Source organism: Flavobacterium sp. U410 (genome assembly GCF_053570605.1).
In genome coordinates this window covers 39115-62593 of sequence record NZ_JBSEFI010000023.1, presented here as the reverse complement: position 1 = coordinate 62593, position 23479 = coordinate 39115, and the positions used below count along the sequence as shown (strand labels likewise).

The following is a 23479-nucleotide window of genomic DNA, read 5'->3' as shown; positions in this document are numbered from 1 at the left end:
ACGGATCCGCTGTTGACCCGACTGAAATAAACATTACTGTTGTTACCAATGATCCTGAATTAACGCTGAATCCTGACGGTACTGTTTCCGTTGATCCTAGTGCTACTCTGGGAACATATACACTGGAATACCAAATTTGTGAAGTAGCCAATCCGACAAACTGTGATACCGCTACTGTTACTATTACGGTGTTACAACAAGAACTTGTTATTTACAATGCTATTTCTCCTAATAACGATGGTGTTAATGATAGCTTCTTAATTCAAGGACTAGAAAATTATCCTGACAATGAGGTTGAAATTTATAACAGATGGGGAACTAAAGTTTACGCTGCTAGAAGTTATAATAATACTTCTGTTGCTTTCAACGGTTATTCTAATGTAGACCGATCGTTAAATCAAAACGAAGGACTTCCTTCCGGAACGTATTTTTATATCATAAAATATACGGATAACGATGGTAACAGTGTAAACAAAACAGGATATCTGTATTTAAATTAAAAAATCACAAATAATTTTTAAATCAATTTTTTAGAAAAGTAATCATGATCAAGAAAAGTCTTTTATTTATAATGTTATTTGTGGGTTTAATTGCATTTTCTCAGCAAGATTCACAATATACGCAGTATATGTACAATACAATTAACATCAATCCTGCCTATGCCGGATCCCGAGATGCTCTTTCCATGTTTTTATTACATAGAAGTCAGTGGGTTGGATTAGATGGTGCACCAGTAACCAATAATGTTTCTGTACATACTCCTATTGGAGGTTCTAACTTTGGAATTGGAGTTTCTTTTATTAATGATCGTATAGGTCCTGTTGATGAAAATACTATTTCAGCTGATTTAGCTTATTTCATTCAGGTTTCAGAGAATTATAAACTATCGGTAGGTTTAAAAGGTACGGCTAATTTATTTAATCTTGATGTCAATAAACTAAACATCTATAATCCAACTGATCTACAATTTCAAAATTCAGATACTGATTTTTCTCCAAATATCGGAGCTGGTCTTTATTTGTTTTCTGACCGAACATATGTTGGTTTATCTGTTCCTAGTTTTTTTGAAACTAATCGTTATAATGACAATGATGTTACGATTACCAAAGATCGTATGCATTTCTACTTTATGGCAGGTCACGTATTTGACTTAGGAGAAAACATCAAATTCAAACCCGCATTATTAGCAAAAGCCGTTGAAGGAGCTCCTTTGCAAGCTGATATTACAGCGAACTTCTTATTTTATGAGAAATTTACTTTGGGAGCAGCTTATCGTTGGGATGCCGCTGTAAGTGCACTAGCCGGATTCCAATTAAGTGATTCTATATTTTTAGGTTATGGCTATGATATGGAAACAACCAAACTACGTCATTACAATTCAGGATCTCATGAAATCTTTTTGCGATTTGAGTTATTTAATAAATACAGCCAACTGATTTCTCCAAGATTCTTTTAAAAAATTGTACTATGAAAAAACACATCATTATATCAACACTAATCATTGCTAATGCTATTTCTTTTGCTCAGGAAAAAAAAGTAGAAAAGGGCAATAAAGAATATGAAAAATATGCCTATTCTGATGCTATTCAAGCATACGAAAAAGCAGCAGAAAAAGGATATTACAACACTGAAATGCTAAAAAAATTGGGTAACGCATATTATTTTAATGCTAATTTCAAGGAAGCTGGCAAATGGTATGCTAAACTTTTTGAAACTACAAGTGAAAATATAGAGCCTGAATATTACTATAGATATTCTGACTGTCTAAAAGCTGAAGAAAACTATACTACTGCTAATCAGTTTTTAGATAAATTCTCAGAAAAAGCTTCTTCCGATTCACGAGCTATATTGTATTCAAAAAACAAAAATTATTTGAACGATATTCAAACCAATTCCGGAAGATATGAAATAGAAAACGCTGGAATTAATTCCGAATTATCTGATTATGGTGGATTTATTTACAACGACCAATTAATTTTCACGTCTAATCGCAGTGTAATAACTTGGGCAAAAAGAAAACATTCTTGGACAAACCAACCATTGTCAAAATTATATAGTGTTTCTTTAAATGATACAACAAAATCTCCTGAATCTTTTTCTAAAAAATCAGATACTAGATTCTATGAATCTACTGCTGTTTTTACAAAAGATGGTAATACTATTTATTTTACCCGAAACAATTATAGTAACGGAAAAAGAGGAAAAGACGCTAAAGGCACAACTCATTTACAATTATACAAAGCAGAATTAATTGATGGAAAATGGAAGAACATTACAGCCTTACCTTTCAACAGCAGTGATTATAGTACTGCTCATCCCGCTTTAAGTCCGGATGGAAAAACATTATATTTCGCATCAGATATGCCTGGTACAAAAGGTCAGTCCGATATTTTTAAAGTTGCCATTAATACTGATGGTTCTTTTGGAACTCCTGTTAATTTAGGTGATGCCGTAAATACTGAAGGAAGAGAAACTTTCCCTTTTATCTCTGAAAATAATGAATTCTATTTTGCTTCAGATGGACATCCCGGTTTAGGAGGATTAGATATTTTTGTGTTTAAATTATTTGAAGACGGTTCAAAATCTGATATAATCAACGTCGGAAAACCGATAAACAGCTCTTTTGACGATTTTTCTTTCTTTATAAATAATCAACGAACCGGTTATTTTTCATCAAACAGAGAAGGTGGACTAGGTTATGATGACATTTATAAATTTAAAGAAACAACTCCTATTTCATTTATCACCAAACAAGCTTTTGAAGGAACAGTAACTGATGAAAAAACATCAAAAGTTTTACCAAATGCTTTAGTTGAATTATTTGACAGTAATGGAACCAAAATAAGTGAAACATATACTGACGCAAAAGGAAAATTTTACTTTGAAGAACTGAAAAGCAACACACAATATACGGTTCGTTCTAAATCTACGGATTATGAGGTTAAGAATTTCTCTTTTACAACAGAGAAAAACAATGGAAAAACAATCATTGAGACACCACTTCCTAAGATCGAAAAGAAATTCAAAAAAGGTGATGATTTAGCTAAACTATTAACCATTAAAACTATCTATTTTGATTTAGGAAAATGGAATATCAGACCTGATGCTGCTAATGAATTAGAAAAAATTGTAACTGTGATGAAAGAAAACCCTACCATGAAAATAGAGGTTCGTTCTCACACCGACAGTAGAGGTTCGGCAAAATCTAATTTGAAATTATCCGACAATCGAGCTAAATCAACTGCTGCATGGATCATTAATCAAGGAATTACAGAAGACAGAATCACAGGAAAAGGTTACGGAGAGTCGCAATTAATCAATAAATGTGCAGACGGTATTAAATGTACTGAAGAAGAACACCAACAAAACAGAAGAAGTGAATTTATTATTACAAATCTATAAAAAACCTTTTTTCCCTATTCTCCATAATTAAAATAACGGCTTAATGCCGTTATTTTTTTATCTTTGAGTTAAATAACTTCTTATCATGATTCTATCAGAAATTCTTAAGGTTTTAGAACAAATGGCTCCACTTGCTTATGCAGAAGATTTTGATAATGTAGGCTTACTAACAGGACAACCTCATCAAAAGATTAGTGGGATTTTGGTATGCCATGATGCCTTAGAAACAGTTATTGATGAAGCCATTACAAAAGATTGTAATTTAGTCGTTTGCTTCCATCCTATCCTATTCAGCGGTATCAAAAAAATAACCGGTAAAAATTATGTGGAAAGAGCAATCATCAAAGCCATTAAAAATGATATAGCCATTTATGCCGTTCACACTGCGTTAGATAATCATAAAAAAGGAGTAAATAAGATATTTTGTAATGCTTTAAGACTGACAAATACTCAAATATTAGTTCCAAAATCAAACTATATCAAAAAGCTCGTTACCTATACTATTCCTGAAAATGCAGAAAAATTGCGCAACGCACTTTTTGATGCAGGAGCGGGCAAAATTGGTAATTATGAAGATTGTAGTTTCAACAGCAAAGGAATTGGAACCTATTTAGGCGGAGAAGATAGTCAACCGGAAATTGGCGAACGTTTTGAATTTGTAGAAAACTCCGAAATCAAAATCGAAGTGACTTTTGAGAAACATTTGCAGCATCCAATTCTAAAAGCACTATTTCAAAATCATGTTTACGAAGAAATCGCTTACGAAATTTATTCTTTAGATAACGAACACCAAAATATCGGTTTAGGAATGGTTGGGATATTAGAAAATCCACTAACCGAATTGGAATTCTTGACTTTTGTCAAAGAAAAAATGCAATGCGGTGGCATTCGTCATAGTGCTTTCACGCAAAAACCGATACAAAAAGTGGCTGTTTTAGGTGGTTCCGGAAGTTTTGCTATTAAAAATGCTATTGCCGTTGGAGCCGATGCTTTTTTGACTGCCGATTTAAAATATCACCAATTTTATGAAGCCGAAGGAAAACTTCTTTTGGCTGACATCGGACATTTTGAAAGTGAAAGATTTACAAAAAATTATATTGTTGATTATCTTAAAGAAAAAATCACTAATTTTGCAATCATTTTATCAGAGGAAAATACAAACCCGGTTCAATATTTTTAATATGGCAAACACAAAAGAATTAAGTGTAGAAGACAAATTAAGAGCGCTTTACAGTTTACAACTTGTTGATTCTAAAATAGATGAAATCAAAAGTGTACGTGGCGAATTACCTTTAGAAGTTGAAGATTTAGAAGACGAAGTAGCAGGTCTTTCCACTCGTTTAGAAAAATTCAAAAGTGACTTAGAAACCATTGATGCTCAAATTAAGGAAAAGAAAAATGCAATCGACGAGCATAAAAGTACCATAAAAAAATACCTAGAGCAACAAAAAAATGTTCGTAATAACAGAGAATTTAACTCTTTATCTAAAGAAATTGAATTCCAGGAATTAGAAATTCAATTGGCTGAAAAACACATTCGTGAAATGAAAGCTTCAATTGAACACAAAAAAGAAGTAGTTTCTCAGACTAAAGAAAAATTAGACGCGAAACAGACACACTTAAAACACAAAAAAGCGGAATTAAACGATATTATGGCTGAAACTGAAAAAGAAGAAAACTTCTTATTAGAAAAATCAGCAGAATTTCAAAAACAAATTGAAGATCGTTTATTAACTGCTTACAACAGAATAAGAGGAAGTGTTCGCAATGGTTTAGCTGTTGTTTCTATTGAGCGTGGAGCTTCTGCCGGATCTTTCTTTACTATTCCACCACAAACGCAAATGGAAATTGCCGGACGTAAAAAAATCATTACTGATGAACACAGTGGACGTATTTTAATCGATAGCTTCCTTGCTGAAGAAGTAAAAGAAGAAATAGAAAACTTATTTGCTAAATTGTAAAAATCAGTAAATTAAAGATACAAAAAATCCCAAAATGAAATTTCATTTTGGGATTTTTTACATTATACTAAAATACAATATTACTATTCAATACAAGTAAGAATTTGAGAAGAAGGTAACATTTTAGTTACACCAGTCCAAGTTAAACCCTGCATTGATAATACATTGTTTTGAATTAAAATAGGCTGTATCTGCTGGAGCTCTTACTCCTTGTAAAGCTTTTACAAGTGTCTGGTCAGAACTCGAATTCTGCTTTACTGCTTTACCTTTAAAGCTTAAAGAACTAAAACTAGCAATAGTTACAAACAAAATAATTACTCCAATAATTTTAAATAATTTTTTCATAATTGAATAAATAATAAATTTTACCTACCTTTTTTTTGTCGCCTTCAGCTTCTCGACTAGGTCTTAGAGTAATTCTTTCTATCAAAAACATTTTTATTCTTGGATATCCAAAACAAAAATAAGAATTAAAATTAAAAAGTAGGTAAAATCTTAAAAAAATAACAAACATTCATTATAATCTATCCTTTTCAGATTCTTTATTGTTTTTATTTATACTTGTATAAAAATTCAATATCTACAATAGAATTTAATAAAAAAATACCTTGATACATTTGAAAAAATTAAAATCCTAATATATCAAGTATGAAAAAAATAATCTTAGTAGCAAGTATGTTAGCTTTTCTGAGCTGTAACAGTAGCAAGGAAGAGAACACTGCAGAAGGCGAAAGCTGTCCTTTTGGTTTTGGTAGCAAGCCTAAAAAAGAAATGGAAAAAGAAGGTGCAACAACCAATAAAGATTGGTGGCCAAACCAACTAGATTTAAGTACTCTTCGTGCTAACTCTACTCTTTCAAATCCTTTGGGTGAAAATTTTGACTACACTAAAGAATTTAGTAGTTTAGATTATTTCGCTTTAAAAGAAGACATTCGAAAAATATTAACAAACTCACAAGACTGGTGGCCTGCAGACTATGGTCATTATGGTCCATTTTTTATTCGTATGGCTTGGCACTCGGCCGGAACGTATCGTACAGGTGACGGACGAGGCGGAGGCGGCGAAGGTCAACAACGATTTGCACCTTTGAATTCATGGCCTGATAACGGAAACTTAGATAAAGCTAGACGCTTATTGCAACCTGTTAAACTAAAATACGGTCAAAAAATTTCTTGGGCTGACCTTATGATTCTTGCAGGTAACGTTGCACTAGAAGACATGGGATTCCCTACCATTGGATTTGCCGGTGGTCGCGCTGACACTTGGGAACCGCAAACTGTTAATTGGGGAGAAGAAAAAAAATGGGTAGAAGAACACCGGAACCCGGAACATTTAGCAAATGCGTTATCCGCTACAGAAATGGGACTTATTTATGTAAATCCTGAAGGACCAAATGCTAATCATGATCCTAAAAATGCAGCATTAGCTATTCGTGCTACTTTTGCCAGAATGGGAATGAATGATGAAGAAACTGTTGCTCTTATCGCCGGCGGACACTCTTTTGGTAAAACTCACGGTGCCGGACCGGCAACTCACGTTGGAAAAGCTCCGGAAGCAGCTGACATCGAAGAGCAAGGTTTAGGCTGGAAAAGTTCATACAAATCAGGAAAAGGAACAGATGCTATTACTTCAGGCTTAGAAGTAACTTGGACTACTGACCCAACAAAATATACACATGGTTTCTTTAAATCTTTATTTGAACACGAATGGGAATTAACAAAAAGTCCGGCAGGAGCTTATCAATGGGTTGCCAAAGATCCTAAAGTAATGGTTCCTGATGCATTTGATAAAGACAAAAAACATAAACCTACCATGCTAACTACAGATCTTTCGCTTCGAGAAGATCCTATTTACAATAAAATTTCGAAACGCTTTTTAGATCATCCGGAAGAATTTACCAGAGCCTTTGCTCGTGCATGGTTCAAATTAACACATCGCGATTTAGGACCAAAAACAAGATATGTCGGCCCGGAAGTACCAAAAGAAGATTTTATTTGGCAAGATCCGCTTCCGAAAGCAGATTACGAACAAATCAATGCAACGGATATCGCTAACTTGAAAAAAACGATTTTAACTTCAGGTTTAACTTCCTCTGAATTGGTTTCTACAGCTTGGGCTTCTGCGGCTTCTTTCCGTGGTTCCGATTACAGAGGTGGTGCCAATGGTGCTCGCATTCGTTTGGAACCTCAAGTGAACTGGGAAGCTAATAATCCGGCGCAACTTAAAAAAGTATTGGCTGCTTTAGAAAAAATACAAGTTGATTTTAATGCTAAATCAGTTAAAAAGAAAGTTTCAATGGCCGATCTAATTGTTCTTGGTGGTTCTGCAGCTGTAGAAGAAGCGGCTAAAAAAGCAGGTATTGCTATTGCTGTTCCGTTTACTGCAGGACGAGTTGATGCTACGCAAGACCAAACAGATGCTCCATCTTTCGCTGTTTTAGAGCCTATTGCTGATGGTTTCCGTAACTATTTAAATGTAAATCATCCGGCAAAATCAGAAGAATTATTAATCGATAAAGCCGAACTACTGACTTTAACTGCATCGGAATTAACAGTTTTAGTAGGTGGATTACGTGCATTAGATGCCAATTATGACCATTCGAAATATGGAATTTTCACGAATCAACCAGGTGTTTTGACAAATGATTTCTTCGTAAATCTATTAAGTATGGATACCGAATGGACTGCTATTGATGATAAAAAAGAATTCTTCCAAGGAAAAGACCGCAAAACGGGAGCGACAAAATATACTGCAACCCGTGCCGATTTAATCTTTGGTTCTAATTCAGAATTAAGAGCTTTAGCAGAAGTTTATGCAAGTTCAGATGCGAAAGAAAAATTCGTGAAAGATTTCGTTGCTGCTTGGGTTAAAGTTATGAACTTAGATCGTTTCGATTTAAAGAAATAAGAATTTTACATATTAACCAATTGAAAAAGGCAGTTTGGAAACAGACTGTCTTTTTTGCATTCTTCCTGTGATATGAAAACCAACATGCATAAATGAAATCTGGCATTATTTAAAAAACTCTCTCAAAAGTTTTTCCATTAAACTTATAAACACCTGAGTTTGTCATTCCAAAGAGTAAGTTATTGGCATTATCTTTATAAATACACCAAATCATGGATGAAGAAAGCGTATTGTCTATGGTGTAATTAGTCATCGTAGTTCCATCAAATTTCCATGCTCCTGTATCTCTATCACCAAACCAAATATTTCCTTCGCTATCTTCTTCAATTGCAAAAACATGTTCTAGTGTACCTGTTGGAGATTTAGCACCGCTTTTTTTACTTTCAGGATGTATTAAATTTTGTTTTTCAGAAAAATTAATAGTCGTGTCACCTTGTTTTAACAAAACTCCTATTCCATTATTACCTATCCACAATCTACCTTTCGAATCTTCAAAAACACTTCTCACATGTAACATCCCATTTTCCATATTCAAACCTAAAGAAACATCATCAATTATCGTAAATTGAATACCATTGTAGCCATAAACTCCACTATAACTTGCGATCCATTCTGTATTTTTTCCTGTTGCATGGCTTGTTACTACATTATTATCTCCTCTATTTTCAAGTTTTGGAAACGGAAATGATAAAAAATATACTTGTTGACCATCATATCGATAAACGCCATCGGTATTACCCGCAGTAAACCAAAGGTCATCTTTTGTTTTAATCCATTTGTTGTTTGTATTTCTAATTTCTTCCTTTGGATAATTGGCGATGGTTTTTCCATCATAACTACAAGGTCCGTTTGCGGTTTCAAACCATATAGTTCCTTTTGAATCTTCTTGAATAGAACGTACTTGGTTATCCGGCAAACCTTCTTTAGTTGTAAAATATTCAAATGTTTTTCCATTAAATTTACAAGTTCCTTCAGTATGACTTCCCAACCAATAATTTCCTTTTCTGTCTTGCAAAATAGCACGTATTCCTGAAGTAAATTGAAGTGAATCTGATTTTAAAGTGTTTAAAACTTTACTATCTATTGGTTCAATTTTAGCTACTTTTTTCTCTATACATGAAAAATTAAGCAGCACTAATAGTAATGGTATGAACATCTTCAGAAAATTTTTCATTTGTAGTTTTATTGATTTTCACTCTAAAATAATCAAAAACAACCACTTTATAGCCTTTTATAGCTTCAAAATTAAACGTATTCATAACTAGTAAAAGTTTATCTTTGCATTTATGGAAGAAAACAAAACACGTATTAATAAATTTTTATCGGAAAGCGGATTTTGTTCGCGTCGCGAAGCCGATAAATTAATTGAACAAGGTCGCGTTACCATTAACGGACAAATTCCTGAAATGGGAACCAAAGTTGGATCCGATGACGAAGTACGTGTTAATGGCAAATTAATCAATGAAAAAAAAGAAGGCTTTGTGTATTTGTTATTCCATAAACCTGTTGGTATAGAATGTACTACGAACCAAAGCGTCAAAGGAAATGTGGTGGATTATATCAATTATCCTGAGCGTATTTTTCCTATTGGTCGTTTAGACAAAGCCAGTGAAGGCTTATTATTAATGACAAACGATGGCGACATTGTAAATAAAATTCTTCGTGCGCGTAACAATCACGAAAAAGAATATATTGTTACGGTGAGTAAACCGATTACCGAGCGTTTTATTCAGCGAATGAGTAATGGTGTGCCTATTTTAGACACAATTACCCGTAAATGTAAAGTAGAACAAATTAGCAAATACACCTTCCGTATTATTTTAACACAAGGTTTGAATCGCCAAATTCGTAGAATGTGTGAATATTTGGATTACGAAGTAACGGCTTTAAAACGCATTCGCATTATTAATATCTCGCTTGATGTTCCTGTTGGAAAATACCGTGAATTAACGAAAAAAGAACTTGACGATTTAAATAAGTTGATTGAACCTTCTAGCAAAACGGAAGAAGCGAGTTTACCTGCAAATAACAAAAAGACTTTTTCGGGCAAGAGAAATTATGGAACGAGAAATCGTTAATAAAAGCTACATACCATTTTAGAAACTTACGAAAAATGGATAAATACAAAGAAACATTTGAAACTTGGAATAAAGTTGCCTCGTTATACGAAGAAAAGTTTATGAACTTCAATTTATACGATGAAACTTATGATTTTATTTGTAAATCGGTTTCTAAAAACCAAGCAAAAATTTTAGACATTGGTTGTGGTCCCGGAAATATTTCAAAATATCTTTTATCGCAAAGACCCGATTTTGATATTTTGGGTATCGATATTGCTCCAAATATGATTGAACTGGCAAAAAAGAATAATCCAACAGCTAATTTTTTAGTTATGGACAGCCGAAATATTAATGAAATTCAATCGAAGTTTGACGCAATTGTTTGTGGCTTTTGTTTGCCTTATTTGTCTCAAACCGACTGTAAAAAGTTTATAACTGATTGTTACCATTTACTTCATGAAAACGGATTAATTTATTTAAGTTTTGTAGAAGCCGAATCGTATAAATCTGAGTTTAAAACTTCAAGCACAGGCGACCGCGTTTTCTTTTACTTTCACAACTTAAATGATTTAAAAAACCAACTTACAACTACAGGTTTTAGTAACCAAATTGTTTTTAACGTTGACTTTAAAAGATCTGAAAATGAGATTGAAATACATACTATTTTGATTGCTAAAAAGTAACAACATAACAAGATTTTAATCTTAACTAAATCAAATTTTCACTTCCATTACGTAATCATCCATTACATAACCGTGACCAATATCGATTACTTCGTCTTTTACGATTGAGAAGCCTAATTTGGTATAAAAATCTTTTGCGTTATTGTATTTATTTACATTAAGATAAATAGCTTCTTGATTTGCTTCAAGAGCCAATTTTTTCACTTTTTCAAACAACAACTTCCCTACTCCTTTTCCTTGTGTTTCGGGTAACACATAAATTTTATGGATTTTGGTTTTATGCGGAGCACAATTTAATTCGTAAGAAACAAAACCAACATTTTTACCATTTTCGTCTTGTGCCAAATAAAATACCTGATTACTTTTCATTTGTTCCGAAAGCGCTTCTTTGGAATAGAATTTATCCAACATGTACTGTAATTGTTCCGCACTTAAAATATCTTTGTAAGTCACAGGCCAAATTTGGCGTGCCAATGCATCGATAATTTCTAAATGATTAGTATTTGCTTCAACTAAAATCATAAAATAAAAAGGAAGAATTTGTCAAACTGAATTTATTTCAGCATCAAAACTAGCTACTAAGATTCTGAAACAAGTTCAGAATGACAAAAAATATTATGCTTGACCTGTTGGTCCAAAATTTAAAGGAATATTAGGTGTTTCCCCTTCCTTAATTTCACCATGTTGACCTTCAAAGCGTCTTACATTTTCAGCTAAAGCTTTCAAAAGTCTTTTAGCATGCTGCGGTGTTAAAACAATACGTGATTTCACTTTTGCTTTTGGAACACCCGGCATAATTGAAACAAAATCAACTACAAACTCGCTGTTGGAATGGTTGATAATAGCTAAGTTAGAATAAATTCCTTCAGCTGTTTTTTCGTCCAATTCAATATTGATTTGTCCTTGTTGTCCGTTATTATTGTTATTTTCCATAAGGTATAGAGTTAAAAAAACCTAACAGAAAAATCTGTTAGGTTTTTGTTATTTGATAGACTAAAATTAGAAATTAAATTCTTCTTTTGCAGCCATTAATTCACTGTATTCTTCTTTAGAACCTACGATAATGTTGTCGTAATCTCTCATACCTGTACCAGCAGGAATTCTGTGACCAACGATTACATTTTCTTTCAATCCTTCTAATGAATCCACTTTACCTGCTACAGCAGCTTCGTTTAATACTTTAGTAGTTTCCTGGAACGATGCAGCAGAGATGAATGATTTCGTTTGTAACGAAGCTCTTGTAATACCTTGTAGTACAGGAGTTGCAGTTGCAGGGATAACATCACGAGCTACTACTAAGTTTTTATCGTTACGTTTTAACAACGAGTTTTCATCACGTAATTGACGAGGCGTTACGATTTGACCTGCTTTTAAAGTATCAGAATCTCCAGCATCTTCAACTACTTTCAATCCGTATAATTTATCATTTTCAACGATAAAGTCAGATGTGTGAGCCAATTGATCTTCTAAGAATAAAGTGTCTCCCGGATCTTGAATTCTAACTTTACGCATCATTTGACGAATTACTACTTCAAAGTGCTTGTCATTGATTTTTACCCCTTGTAAACGATACACTTCTTGAATTTCGTTAACCAAATACTGTTGTACAGCAGAAGGCCCTTTAATTCTTAAAATATCTTCAGGAGTAATTGCTCCGTCAGACAATGGCATACCGGCTTTCACGAAGTCGTTCTCTTGAACTAAGATTTGGTTCGAAAGTTTTACTAAGTATTTCTTTACTTCACCAAATTTAGATTCGATAGCAATCTCACGATTACCTCTCTTAATTTTACCAAAAGAAACTACACCGTCAATTTCAGAAACTACCGCCGGGTTAGATGGATTACGAGCTTCTAATAACTCTGTAATTCTTGGTAAACCTCCCGTAATATCGCCTGCTTTAGAAGAACGACGTGGAATTTTCACTAATACTTTACCTGCTTTAATTTTCTCTCCATCATCAACCATTAAGTGAGCCCCTACCGGTAAGTTGTAAGAACGAATTAACTCGCCATCTTTACCATAAATATGTAAAGTAGGAATTAATTTTTTGTTACGAGCTTCAGAAATTACTTTTTCTTGGAATCCTGTTTGCTCATCGATTTCAACTAAGAAAGATTCCCCTTGCTTAATATCTTCGTATTCTACCTTACCTGTAAATTCAGAAACAATTACACCATTATAAGGATCCCATTTACAGATAGCTGTTCCTTTTTCTACAACATCTCCGTCATTAACAAAAATTGATGAACCGTAAGGAATATGGTGTGTATTTAATACAATACCTGTTTTAGCATCGATTAATTTCAATTCAGTAGAACGAGAGATTACGATATCAACAACGTTTCCATCATTATCTTCTCCTTTAACTGTTTTTAAATCTTCGATTTCTAAACGTCCGGCAAATTTAGTAACGATACTTGATTCTTCTGATAAACCTCCAGCAACCCCTCCAACGTGGAACGTACGAAGTGTTAACTGTGTACCTGGCTCACCAATTGACTGTGCAGCAATTACACCAACAGCTTCACCTTTTTGAGTCATTTTACCTGTTGCTAAGTTTCTTCCGTAACATTTAGCACAAATACCTTTTTTAGCTTCACAAGTTAACGGAGAACGAACTTCAACACTTTCTAACGGAGAAGCGTCAATTCTCTTAATTACAGCTTCAGTGATTTCTTCACCAGCTGGAACAATAACTTCAGAAGTTAAAGGATCAATAATATCATTTAAGGTAACACGTCCTAAGATTCTTTCTCCTAAAGATTCTACAATCTCTTCGTTTTTCTTAAGAGCCGTTACTTCAATACCTCTTAACGTACCACAATCAACAGAGTTTACGATTACGTCTTGAGAAACGTCATGTAACCTTCTTGTTAAGTAACCCGCATCGGCAGTTTTTAACGCCGTATCGGCAAGACCTTTACGAGCACCGTGAGTAGAAATGAAGTATTCTAAGATTGAAAGACCTTCCTTAAAGTTAGATAAGATCGGGTTTTCAATAATATCTCCACCAGAAGCAGTAGATTTTTTAGGCTTAGCCATCAAACCACGCATACCGGTTAACTGACGAATCTGTTCTTTTGATCCCCTTGCTCCAGAATCTAACATCATATATACTGAGTTAAATCCTTGTTGGTCTTCTCTAATGTTTTTCATTGCTAACTCAGTTAACATGGCATTAGTAGAAGTCCAAACATCAATTACCTGATTGTAACGTTCGTTGTTAGTAATAAGTCCCATGTTATAGTTCATGGTAATACCTTCTACTTGCTCGTTAGCATCAGCAATTAAGTGCTGTTTTTGATCAGGGATTTTGATATCACCTAATGAGAATGACAATCCACCTTGGAAAGCGAAACGGTATCCCATGTTTTTAATATCATCCAAGAAAGCGGCAGTAGTTGGAACATCAGTTGCACCTAAAATTTTACCGATAATATCACGTAATGATTTTTTAGTCAATACTTCATTGATATAACCTGCTTTTTCAGGAACCGCTTCGTTAATTAATACTCTACCAGCAGTAGTTTGGATAATTTGGTAAACCAATTCTCCATTTTCGTTATAATCTTTAGCTCTTACTTTAATACGAGCATTAAGATCTAATTTTCCTTCGTTTAATGCAATATGAACCTCTTCTACTGAATAGAAAGTTTGTCCTTCTCCTTTGATTTTAAGCTCTGGAGTAGATAAACGTTCTTTAGTAGCATAATATAAACCAAGAACCATATCCTGAGATGGTACCGTAATAGGAGCACCATTAGCAGGGTTCAAGATATTAAGCGATCCTAACATCAATAATTGCGCTTCCAAAATTGCCTCAGGTCCTAATGGTAAGTGAACCGCCATCTGGTCACCATCGAAATCGGCGTTGAATGCCGTACAGGTCAATGGGTGTAACTGAATAGCTTTTCCTTCGATTAGTTTTGGCTGGAATGCCTGAATACCTAAACGGTGAAGCGTAGGAGCACGGTTTAGTAATACTGGGTGTCCTTTAATTACGTTTTCAAGGATATCCCATACTACAGGCTCTTTTTTATCGATGATTTTTTTAGCAGACTTAACTGTTTTTACAATACCTCTTTCGATTAACTTACGAATAACGAATGGTTTGTAAAGCTCAGCAGCCATATCTTTTGGAATACCACACTCATACATTTTCAATTCAGGTCCAACGACAATTACCGAACGAGCAGAATAATCCACACGTTTACCTAATAAGTTTTGACGGAAACGTCCTTGTTTACCTTTTAATGAATCTGATAATGATTTTAATGGTCTATTTGATTCTGTTTTAACAGCAGAAGCTTTTCTTGTATTATCAAATAATGAATCAACCGCTTCTTGTAACATACGTTTTTCATTACGTAAGATTACTTCTGGAGCTTTGATCTCCATTAAACGTTTTAAACGGTTGTTACGGATAATTACACGACGATACAAATCATTCAAATCTGAAGTAGCAAAACGACCACCATCTAGTGGAACTAACGGACGTAATTCTGGCGGAATAACTGGAATTACTTTCAAAATCATCCATTCTGGACGGTTTTCTCTGTTTTCGTTTGCTTCTCTGAATGATTCAACCACTTGTAAGCGTTTTAAGGCTTCCGTTTTACGTTGTTTAGACGTCTCGTTGTTAGCAGCATGACGTAACTCGTAAGACAATTGGTCTAAATCAATTCTTGACAATAAGTCCATAATACACTCTGCTCCCATTTTGGCAACAAATTTATTTGGATCTGTATCATCTAAATATTGGTTCTCCATCGGAAGGGTATCCAAAATATTTAAATACTCTTCTTCTGTTAAGAAATCCATAGCTTGTAAAGACTCCCCTTCAGGACCTTTAGCAATACCTGGTTGAATTACTACATATCTTTCGTAGTAAATAATCATATCTAATTTCTTAGAAGGTAATCCTAAAATGTAACCAATTTTATTTGGTAACGAACGGAAATACCATATGTGAGCGATAGGCACCACTAAATTGATGTGACCTACACGATCTCTACGAACTTTTTTCTCAGTTACTTCAACACCACAACGGTCACAAACGATCCCCTTGTAACGAATTCTTTTATATTTACCGCAGGCACATTCGTAATCTTTTACTGGACCGAAAATACGCTCACAGAAAAGACCATCTCTCTCTGGTTTGTGTGTACGATAGTTAATTGTTTCTGGTTTTAAAACCTCACCTCTTGATTCTGCTAAAATAGATTCAGGAGATGCTAACCCTATCGTGATTCTGTTAAATCTTTTAACGGTGTTTTTATCTTTTAATCTTGTCATGATATGAATGCTATCGATTTTGTAAAAAACGTTAAACGTTATAAAGGGGAGTGTTTTTCAACACTCCCTTGAAATTATTCTTCTAATCTGATGTCTAATCCAAGACCTTTAAGTTCATGCATCAATACGTTGAATGACTCCGGTAATCCTGGTTCTGGCATAGTTTCTCCCTTAACGATTGACTCGTAAGTTTTAGCTCTACCCATAACATCATCCGATTTAACCGTTAAGATTTCTCTCAAGGTACTTGAAGCTCCATAGGCTTCAAGAGCCCAAACCTCCATCTCTCCGAAACGCTGACCTCCGAACTGAGCTTTACCTCCTAATGGCTGTTGCGTAATCAATGAGTAAGGTCCGATAGAACGTGCGTGCATTTTATCATCAACCATGTGACCTAATTTCAACATGTAAATTACACCTACTGTAGCTGGCTGGTGGAAACGCTCACCTGTTCCTCCATCGTATAAATACGTATGACCGAATCTTGGGATTCCAGCTTCGTCAGTTAAAGCGTTGATTTCGTCTAAAGTTGCTCCATCAAAAATTGGCGTTGCAAACTTTTTACCTAATTTCAATCCTGCCCAACCTAATACTGTTTCATAGATCTGACCAATGTTCATACGTGAAGGCACCCCTAGTGGATTCAATACGATATCTACCGGTGTTCCATCTTCTAAGAAAGGCATATCTTCCTGACGAACGATTTTAGCAACAATACCTTTGTTACCGTGACGTCCTGCCATTTTATCTCCTACTCTTAGTTTACGTTTTTTAGCAATATATACTTTAGCTAATTTTAAAATTCCTGAAGGAAGTTCATCACCAACTGTAATCGTAAATTTCTCTCTTCTTAACCAACCTTGTAAATCGTTTAATTTGATTTTGTAGTTGTGAACCAAGTCATTTACCATTTTGTTTGTTACATCGTCAGTTGTCCACTGTCCTTTAGTTAAGTGAGCGAAATCTTCAACTGATTGTAACATTTTTTTAGTGAATTTTTTACCTTTTGGTAAAACTTCTTCCCCTAAATCGTTCAATACTCCTTGAGATGTTTTACCATCAACAATTAAGAATAATTTATCGATTAATTTGTCTTTTAATTCGTTGTATTTTACTTCGAATTCAGTTTCTAATTTATCGATATCTTCTTTATCTTTTGAACGTTTACGTTTATCTTTTACTGCTTTAGCAAATAATTTTTTATCTAAAACAACTCCTCTTAATGATGGAGAAGCTTTTAATGATGCATCTTTTACATCACCTGCTTTGTCACCAAAGATAGCACGTAATAATTTTTCTTCCGGCGTTGGATCTGATTCCCCTTTTGGTGTGATTTTACCGATTAAGATATCACCAGGTTTTACTTCAGCTCCAATACGGATCATACCATTTTCATCCAAATCTTTAGTTGCTTCTTCAGAAACGTTTGGAATATCATTCGTTAATTCTTCATTACCTAATTTAGTATCACGAACTTCTAACGAATAGTCATCGATATGGATAGATGTAAAAATATCATCACGAACTACTTTTTCAGAAATTACAATCGCATCCTCGAAATTGTATCCTTTCCAAGGCATGAACGCTACTTGTAAATTTCTACCTAAAGCTAATTCTCCATTTTGAGTTGCATACCCTTCACAAAGGACTTGTCCTTTAGTAACTCTATCTCCTTTTCTAACGATTGGTTTCAAGTTGATAGAAGTACTTTGGTTTGTTTTTCTGAATTTGATCAAGAAATAAGTCTTATCATCTTCATCAAAACTTACCATTCTTTCTTCTTCAGTTCTATCGTATTTGATCGTGATCTTGTTAGCATCTACATAAGTTACTAAACCTTCTCCTTCAGCATTAATCAATACTCTTGAATCAGAAGCAACTTGACGTTCAAGACCTGTACCTACGATAGGTGAATCTGGGCGTAATAATGGAACTGCCTGACGCATCATGTTTGATCCCATCAACGCACGGTTTGCATCATCATGCTCCAAGAAAGGAATTAATGAAGCCGAAATAGATGCAATTTGGTTTGGAGCAACGTCAGTGTAATTAACAACACTTGGCTCAACCACCGGGAAGTCACCTTCCTCACGGGCAATTACTCTTTCTGCTGTAATTTTTCCGTTTTCATCCATTTCGATATTTGCTTGCGCAATCATCTTACCTTCTTCTTCTTCAGCGCTCAAGTAGATTGGTTCATTTTTCAAATCAACCACACCGTTTTCAACTTTACGATAAGGCGTTTCAATGAATCCCATTCCGTTTACTTTTGCATAAACCCCTAAAGATGAAATCAAACCAATGTTTGGTCCCTCTGGAGTTTCAATAGGACATAAACGTCCGTAGTGCGTATAGTGAACGTCACGAACCTCGAAACCAGCTCTTTCTCTAGATAAACCTCCAGGTCCTAAAGCAGATAAACGTCGTTTGTGAGTAATCTCCGCTAATGGATTAGTTTGATCCATAAACTGAGATAACTGGTTTGTTCCGAAGAACGAGTTAATTACTGAAGATAATGTTTTAGCATTAATCAAATCAATTGGAGTAAATACCTCGTTATCACGAACATTCATACGCTCACGAATAGTACGTGCCATACGAGCTAAACCTACACCAAATTGTGCAGAAAGTTGTTCTCCAACAGTTCTTACACGACGATTTGATAAGTGATCAATATCATCAATCTCAGCTTTTGAGTTAATCAACTCAATTAAATACTTAACGATTGTAATGATATCTTCTCTAGTTAAAACTTGTTTATCCATAGCGATATCCAAGCCTAACTTTTTATTCATTCTATAACGTCCAACATCACCTAGATTGTAACGTTGATCTGAGAAGAATAATTTATCTATAATACCGCGAGCAGTTTCCTCATCAGGTGGTTCTGCATTACGCAACTGACGGTAAATGTGCTCTACGGCTTCTTTTTCAGAGTTTGTTGGGTCTTTTTGTAATGTATTATGGATAATCGTATAATCAGCCGCATTATTATCTTCTTTATGTAAAAGAATGCTTTTAACGTCTGCTTCAATAATTTCCTCAACATTATCTTTATCTAAAATAGTGTCACGATCTAAAATAATCTCGTTACGCTCAATAGATACTACTTCCCCTGTATCTTCATCTACGAAGTCTTCATGCCATGTATTTAAAACACGCGCAGCAAGTCTTCTACCGATGTATTTTTTGATACCTGATTTAGAAACTTTAATTTCTTCTGCAAGGTCAAAAATTTCTAAAATATCTTTATCTCTTTCAAATCCGATAGCACGGAAAAGAGTAGTAACTGGTAATTTTTTCTTTCTATCGATATAAGCATACATTACACTGTTGATGTCTGTAGCAAATTCGATCCAAGAACCTTTAAAAGGAATAATTCTGGCAGAATATAATTTTGTCCCGTTTGCGTGGAACGATTGTCCAAAGAACACACCAGGAGATCTATGCAACTGAGAAACTACAACCCTTTCTGCTCCGTTGATAACAAAAGTACCGCTTGGAGTCATGTAAGGAATAGTACCTAAATATACATCTTGAACGATGGTTTCGAAATCTTCATGTTCCGGATCTGTACAATACAATTTCAATCTAGCCTTTAGAGGTACGCTGTACGTTAAGCCTCTATCAATACACTCTTCTATTGTATAACGAGGTGGATCGATAAAATAATCTAGAAATTCTAATACGAATTGATTTCTCGTATCCGTAATTGGAAAATTTTCCATGAAGGTATTATAAAGACCTTCATTACTTCTTTCATCCGATTTCGTTTCTAATTGGAAAAAATCCTTAAACGATTTTACCTGAATATCCAAAAAGTCTGGATAATTAGGAATATTCTTTGTAGAAGCAAAATTTAATCTTTGAGTCTGATTAGCAATCATCAATGGACAAATTTTTGATTTAAAAAAGTAATTTTCGTGTCAAAAACACTATGTAATTTATACTTCCTTTAGAAAAACAATCAATACATCTTTAAAAATAAACCAGGAAAGTTAGTTTGTTTTCTTTCTTCGTATTAATCATCATATATATACAAAAAGATAAAATCTTTTTATACGCAAAATGGTTTAGGCCTTTGAGAGGTTATCTCAAGGCCTAAACCTGGTTTTTTTACCTAAGTTTAACTTATTTAAGCTCAACTACAGCACCTGCTTCTTCTAAAGCTTTCTTAAGACCTTCCGCTTCGTCTTTAGAAACTCCTTCTTTAACATTTGCTGGAGCACCATCAACTACATCTTTAGCTTCTTTAAGACCTAAACCAGTTAATTCTTTTACTGCTTTAACAACTGCTAATTTAGAAGCACCAGCATCTTTCAATACTACAGTGAATTCAGTTTGCTCTTCAGCAGCAGCAGCATCTCCACCACCAGCTACAACTACAGCTGCAGCAGCAGGCTCAATACCATACTCATCTTTTAATATTGTTGCTAATTCGTTAACTTCTTTAACTGTTAAGTTAACTAATTGTTCTGCGAATTGTTTTAAATCTGCCATTTTTCTATCTTTTAATTTTGTAAAATATAATAATTTATTTGTGCGTTCTTTTTACTTAAGAAATTATTCTGCAGCGTCTTCTTTTCCTTCTTGGTTTTGAAGAGCAGCGATAACTCTTTGCGCTGGAGATTGAAGTAATCCAATGATTTCTGCGATAACTTCTTCTCTAGATTTGATTGCAACTAATGAATCTAATTGGTTATCTCCAATATAAACTTCCTCGTTGATATAAGCTCCTTTTAATAAAGGTTTGTCACTTTTTTTACGGAATTCTTTAATGATTTTAGCAGGACCGTTAGCGGTTTCTGAAATCATAATAGAAGTATTTCCTTTTAAAACTGTTGGTAACTCACCAAAATTTGCTTCAGAAGCTTCCAATGCTTTATCAAGCAAAGTGTTCTTAACCACTTCTAATTTAATACCTGCTTTAAAACAAGCTCTTCTTAAGTTAGAAGTTGTATCTGCATCAAGTCCTGAAATGTCTGCTAAATACAATACATTCACTCCCGCTAACTGTGCAGTTAAATCTTCAATAGCTAATGCTTTTTCTTCTCTAGTCATGATACTAAAAATTTTTAACTACCAATTATACAGCTTTAGGATCTAAAGCGATAGCAGGACTCATTGTACTTGATAAGTGGATAGACTTAATATAAGTACCTTTAGCTGCAGTTGGTTTTAATTTGATTAATGTTTGAATAATTTCGTGAGCGTTGTCATAGATTTTATCAGCATCAAAAGATACTTTACCTATACCAGCGTGTACGATACCAGTTTTATCAACTTTAAAGTCAATTTTACCAGCTTTTACTTCTTGAACAGCTTTAGCAACATCCATAGTTACAGTACCTGTTTTAGGGTTTGGCATTAAACCACGAGGACCTAAAATACGACCTAATGGACCTAATTTACCCATAACAGCTGGCATAGTGATGATAACATCAACATCAGTCCAACCGTCTTTAATTTTTTGCAAGTACTCATCTAAACCTACGTAGTCTGCACCAGCAGCCTGAGCTTCAGCTTCTTTATCTGGAGTTACAAGTGCTAAAACACGTGTATCTTTTCCTGTTCCATGAGGTAATGTTACTACACCTCTAACCATTTGGTTCGCTTTTCTTGGATCTACCCCAAGACGAACAGCGATGTCAACAGACTCATCAAATTTTGCCGTAGCTACATCTTTAATTAATGCAGAAGCATCTTTTAAAGTATATAACTTGTTTTTTTCAATCTTTGATGCAGCCTCTTTTTGCTTTTTAGTCAATTTTGCCATGTCTAATTCATTTAACGATTAAAAAGGAGCATCTCCTGTTACTGTAATACCCATAGATCTTGCAGTTCCAGCAACCATACTCATAGCTTTTTCAATTGTAAAAGCATTTAAATCAGGCATTTTGTCTTCTGCAATAGCTTTGATTTGATCCCAAGTAACGTTTGCTACTTTCTTTCTGTTTGGTTGACCTGAACCAGACTTAATTTTAGCTGCTTCTAATAACTGAACAGCAGCAGGTGGCGTTTTAATAACAAACTCAAAAGATTTGTCTTTGTATACGGTAATTTGTACCGGTAATACTTTGCCAGGTTTATCTTGTGTTCTAGCATTAAATTGCTTACAGAACTCCATGATGTTAACCCCAGCAGCCCCCAAAGCAGGTCCAACCGGTGGCGACGGATTCGCAGCACCTCCCTTAACTTGTAGTTTAACTACTTTACTAACTTCTTTTGCCATTTTTAAAAAAAATTTAGCACATCTAAACAATTGGAAGCAAAGATGCGATTGTATATGTAACAAAAATTATACTTTTTCAACTTGCATAAAACTCAACTCTAATGGCGTTTTTCTACCGAAAATTTTTACCATTACTTCAAGTTTACGCTTTTCTTCATTTACTTTTTCAATAGACCCATTAAATCCATTGAAAGGTCCGTCGATTACTTTAACCGTTTCACCAACAGAATAAGGAATAGCTACATTATCAACTTTAACAGATAATTCATCCACTTTTCCTAACATTCTATTCACTTCAGATTGTCTTAAAGGAACAGCGTCTCCACCTTTTGTTTCCCCTAAAAACCCGATCACACCAGGAATAGATTTAATAACATGCGGAACCTCCCCAGTCAAGTTTGCTTCAATCATCACATACCCCGGAAAATACACTCTTTCTTTAGTGATTTTTTTACCATCCCTAACCTGAACAACTTTTTCAGTAGGAACTAATACCTGAGCTATATAATCTGACATCCCTAAGCGAGAAGTTTCAGTCTCAATATAATTCTTAACTTTATTCTCTTGACCACTTACGGCTCTTACTACATACCACTTTTTAACATTATTATCTGCCATAACCAGCTACACTATTTAATAATATTAAAAAATCCTTCTAATGCTTTCACAAATAATTGATCAACACCCCAAGTCAATAAAGCAAAAATTACCGAGAAAACAGCAACAATTATTGTCAAACGCTGAACTTCAGCCCATTCAGGCCAAGTTACACTTGTTTTCAACTCTTGAAAAGCTTCTGAAATATAATTACCAAATTTTGCCATTTCTTTCTTTTTTGCACGGGCGGAGGGATTCGAACCCCCACCAGCGGTTTTGGAGACCGCGATTCTACCCTTAAACTACGCCCGTATATAAGCCAGGCCGTTAAACCTGGCT

At 34.4% G+C, this 23479-nt stretch carries 21 protein-coding genes and 1 tRNA gene; 8 read left to right on the top strand and 14 right to left on the bottom strand.

Features of this window, described 5'->3' with window-relative positions; genetic code table 11:
* The 5 genes from ACUSJC_RS14325 to ACUSJC_RS14305 form a co-directional block, all read left to right on the top strand.
* Positions 1-500: gliding motility-associated C-terminal domain-containing protein (locus tag ACUSJC_RS14325; protein ID WP_449270245.1), on the top strand; the 500-nt coding region annotated here is incomplete at its 5' end.
* A gap of 44 nt (positions 501-544) precedes the next feature.
* Positions 545-1456: a PorP/SprF family type IX secretion system membrane protein gene (locus ACUSJC_RS14320; protein WP_449270244.1), complete on the top strand. Its 912-nt coding sequence runs from the start codon at positions 545-547 to the stop codon at positions 1454-1456.
* A gap of 11 nt (positions 1457-1467) precedes the next feature.
* Positions 1468-3402 carry an OmpA family protein gene (locus ACUSJC_RS14315; RefSeq protein WP_449270243.1) on the top strand — a complete coding sequence of 645 codons (1935 nt, stop codon included), beginning with the start codon at positions 1468-1470 and terminating at the stop codon, positions 3400-3402.
* Between the two features lie 85 nt (positions 3403-3487).
* Complete coding sequence (locus tag ACUSJC_RS14310; protein WP_449270242.1) at positions 3488-4582, top strand: Nif3-like dinuclear metal center hexameric protein; 1095 nt, start codon at positions 3488-3490, stop codon at positions 4580-4582.
* Between the two features lies 1 nt (position 4583).
* On the top strand, positions 4584-5363 hold the full coding sequence (locus ACUSJC_RS14305; RefSeq protein WP_449270241.1) for a zinc ribbon domain-containing protein: 780 nt from the start codon (positions 4584-4586) through the stop codon (positions 5361-5363).
* Between the two features lie 123 nt (positions 5364-5486).
* Here ACUSJC_RS14305 and ACUSJC_RS14300 read toward each other — a convergent pair whose 3' ends face one another.
* A complete protein-coding gene (locus ACUSJC_RS14300) occupies positions 5487-5708 on the bottom strand; it encodes a hypothetical protein (RefSeq protein WP_449270240.1) in 222 nt (73 codons plus the stop codon).
* 303 nt (positions 5709-6011) lie between these two features.
* Between ACUSJC_RS14300 and katG the strand changes: the two genes are divergently transcribed.
* Entirely contained in the window at positions 6012-8270 is a 2259-nt protein-coding gene (katG, locus tag ACUSJC_RS14295) for a catalase/peroxidase HPI (protein ID WP_449270239.1), read from the top strand.
* A 109-nt stretch (positions 8271-8379) separates the two neighbouring features.
* On the opposite strand, the gene ACUSJC_RS14290 is transcribed toward katG, so the two are convergent.
* Positions 8380-9426 (bottom strand): ligand-binding sensor domain-containing protein, encoded by a 1047-nt coding sequence (locus ACUSJC_RS14290; RefSeq protein WP_449270238.1) that lies wholly within the window; start codon positions 9424-9426, stop codon positions 8380-8382.
* A complete protein-coding gene (locus tag ACUSJC_RS14285; protein WP_449270237.1) occupies positions 9395-9529 on the bottom strand; it encodes a hypothetical protein in 135 nt (44 codons plus the stop codon). Before ACUSJC_RS14285 ends, ACUSJC_RS14290 begins: the two co-directional genes overlap by 32 nt.
* 27 nt (positions 9530-9556) lie before the next feature.
* Here ACUSJC_RS14285 and rluF point away from each other — a divergent pair, with 27 nt between their 5' ends.
* A complete protein-coding gene (gene rluF / locus ACUSJC_RS14280) occupies positions 9557-10348 on the top strand; it encodes a 23S rRNA pseudouridine(2604) synthase RluF (protein WP_449270236.1) in 792 nt (263 codons plus the stop codon).
* Between the two features lie 35 nt (positions 10349-10383).
* Entirely contained in the window at positions 10384-11013 is a 630-nt protein-coding gene (locus tag ACUSJC_RS14275) for a class I SAM-dependent methyltransferase (protein ID WP_449270235.1), read from the top strand.
* Positions 11014-11043: 30 nt separating this feature from the next.
* On the opposite strand, the gene ACUSJC_RS14270 is transcribed toward ACUSJC_RS14275, so the two are convergent.
* From ACUSJC_RS14270 to ACUSJC_RS14220, 11 genes are all read right to left on the bottom strand, one after another.
* The gene (locus ACUSJC_RS14270; RefSeq protein WP_449270234.1) at positions 11044-11535 is read right to left on the bottom strand and encodes a GNAT family N-acetyltransferase; all 492 of its coding nucleotides are present in this window, start codon (positions 11533-11535) and stop codon (positions 11044-11046) included.
* A gap of 93 nt (positions 11536-11628) precedes the next feature.
* Entirely contained in the window at positions 11629-11946 is a 318-nt protein-coding gene (locus ACUSJC_RS14265) for a DUF3467 domain-containing protein (protein ID WP_449270233.1), read from the bottom strand.
* A gap of 66 nt (positions 11947-12012) precedes the next feature.
* A complete protein-coding gene (rpoC, locus tag ACUSJC_RS14260; protein ID WP_449270232.1) occupies positions 12013-16311 on the bottom strand; it encodes a DNA-directed RNA polymerase subunit beta' in 4299 nt (1432 codons plus the stop codon).
* Positions 16312-16385: 74 nt separating this feature from the next.
* Positions 16386-20198: a DNA-directed RNA polymerase subunit beta gene (gene rpoB, locus ACUSJC_RS14255; RefSeq protein ID WP_449270231.1), complete on the bottom strand. Its 3813-nt coding sequence runs from the start codon at positions 20196-20198 to the stop codon at positions 16386-16388.
* A 244-nt stretch (positions 20199-20442) separates the two neighbouring features.
* Entirely contained in the window at positions 20443-20811 is a 369-nt protein-coding gene (gene rplL, locus ACUSJC_RS14250; RefSeq protein WP_449270230.1) for a 50S ribosomal protein L7/L12, read from the bottom strand.
* 63 nt (positions 20812-20874) lie between these two features.
* Positions 20875-21372: a 50S ribosomal protein L10 gene (rplJ, locus tag ACUSJC_RS14245; RefSeq protein WP_449270229.1), complete on the bottom strand. Its 498-nt coding sequence runs from the start codon at positions 21370-21372 to the stop codon at positions 20875-20877.
* Between the two features lie 25 nt (positions 21373-21397).
* Positions 21398-22087: a 50S ribosomal protein L1 gene (gene rplA, locus ACUSJC_RS14240; RefSeq protein ID WP_449270228.1), complete on the bottom strand. Its 690-nt coding sequence runs from the start codon at positions 22085-22087 to the stop codon at positions 21398-21400.
* A gap of 18 nt (positions 22088-22105) precedes the next feature.
* Positions 22106-22543: a 50S ribosomal protein L11 gene (gene rplK / locus ACUSJC_RS14235; RefSeq protein WP_449270227.1), complete on the bottom strand. Its 438-nt coding sequence runs from the start codon at positions 22541-22543 to the stop codon at positions 22106-22108.
* A gap of 66 nt (positions 22544-22609) precedes the next feature.
* Positions 22610-23161, bottom strand: coding sequence for a transcription termination/antitermination protein NusG (gene nusG, locus ACUSJC_RS14230; RefSeq protein ID WP_449270226.1), 552 nt, complete (start codon positions 23159-23161; stop codon positions 22610-22612).
* A gap of 11 nt (positions 23162-23172) precedes the next feature.
* Complete coding sequence (gene secE / locus ACUSJC_RS14225; RefSeq protein WP_449270225.1) at positions 23173-23367, bottom strand: preprotein translocase subunit SecE; 195 nt, start codon at positions 23365-23367, stop codon at positions 23173-23175.
* A gap of 14 nt (positions 23368-23381) precedes the next feature.
* Positions 23382-23452: transfer RNA gene (locus ACUSJC_RS14220), tRNA-Trp, on the bottom strand.
* Between the last annotated feature and the right edge of the window lie 27 nt (positions 23453-23479).

Excerpts from the sequence above, each read along its gene's own strand:
- ACUSJC_RS14320 (WP_449270244.1), top strand. The coding sequence starts at position 545 with ATGATCAAGAAAAGTCTTTTATTTATAATGTTATTTGTGGGTTTAATT.
- ACUSJC_RS14315 (WP_449270243.1), top strand. The coding sequence starts at position 1,468 with ATGAAAAAACACATCATTATATCAACACTAATCATTGCTAATGCTATT.
- ACUSJC_RS14310 (WP_449270242.1), top strand. The coding sequence starts at position 3,488 with ATGATTCTATCAGAAATTCTTAAGGTTTTAGAACAAATGGCTCCACTT.
- ACUSJC_RS14305 (WP_449270241.1), top strand. The coding sequence starts at position 4,584 with ATGGCAAACACAAAAGAATTAAGTGTAGAAGACAAATTAAGAGCGCTT.
- ACUSJC_RS14300 (WP_449270240.1), bottom strand. The coding sequence starts at position 5,708 with ATGAAAAAATTATTTAAAATTATTGGAGTAATTATTTTGTTTGTAACT.
- katG (WP_449270239.1), top strand. The coding sequence starts at position 6,012 with ATGAAAAAAATAATCTTAGTAGCAAGTATGTTAGCTTTTCTGAGCTGT.
- ACUSJC_RS14290 (WP_449270238.1), bottom strand. The coding sequence starts at position 9,426 with ATGTTCATACCATTACTATTAGTGCTGCTTAATTTTTCATGTATAGAG.
- ACUSJC_RS14285 (WP_449270237.1), bottom strand. The coding sequence starts at position 9,529 with ATGAATACGTTTAATTTTGAAGCTATAAAAGGCTATAAAGTGGTTGTT.
- rluF (WP_449270236.1), top strand. The coding sequence starts at position 9,557 with ATGGAAGAAAACAAAACACGTATTAATAAATTTTTATCGGAAAGCGGA.
- ACUSJC_RS14275 (WP_449270235.1), top strand. The coding sequence starts at position 10,384 with ATGGATAAATACAAAGAAACATTTGAAACTTGGAATAAAGTTGCCTCG.
- ACUSJC_RS14270 (WP_449270234.1), bottom strand. The coding sequence starts at position 11,535 with ATGATTTTAGTTGAAGCAAATACTAATCATTTAGAAATTATCGATGCA.
- ACUSJC_RS14265 (WP_449270233.1), bottom strand. The coding sequence starts at position 11,946 with ATGGAAAATAACAATAATAACGGACAACAAGGACAAATCAATATTGAA.
- rpoC (WP_449270232.1), bottom strand. The coding sequence starts at position 16,311 with ATGACAAGATTAAAAGATAAAAACACCGTTAAAAGATTTAACAGAATC.
- rpoB (WP_449270231.1), bottom strand. The coding sequence starts at position 20,198 with ATGATTGCTAATCAGACTCAAAGATTAAATTTTGCTTCTACAAAGAAT.
- rplL (WP_449270230.1), bottom strand. The coding sequence starts at position 20,811 with ATGGCAGATTTAAAACAATTCGCAGAACAATTAGTTAACTTAACAGTT.
- rplJ (WP_449270229.1), bottom strand. The coding sequence starts at position 21,372 with ATGACTAGAGAAGAAAAAGCATTAGCTATTGAAGATTTAACTGCACAG.
- rplA (WP_449270228.1), bottom strand. The coding sequence starts at position 22,087 with ATGGCAAAATTGACTAAAAAGCAAAAAGAGGCTGCATCAAAGATTGAA.
- rplK (WP_449270227.1), bottom strand. The coding sequence starts at position 22,543 with ATGGCAAAAGAAGTTAGTAAAGTAGTTAAACTACAAGTTAAGGGAGGT.
- nusG (WP_449270226.1), bottom strand. The coding sequence starts at position 23,161 with ATGGCAGATAATAATGTTAAAAAGTGGTATGTAGTAAGAGCCGTAAGT.
- secE (WP_449270225.1), bottom strand. The coding sequence starts at position 23,367 with ATGGCAAAATTTGGTAATTATATTTCAGAAGCTTTTCAAGAGTTGAAA.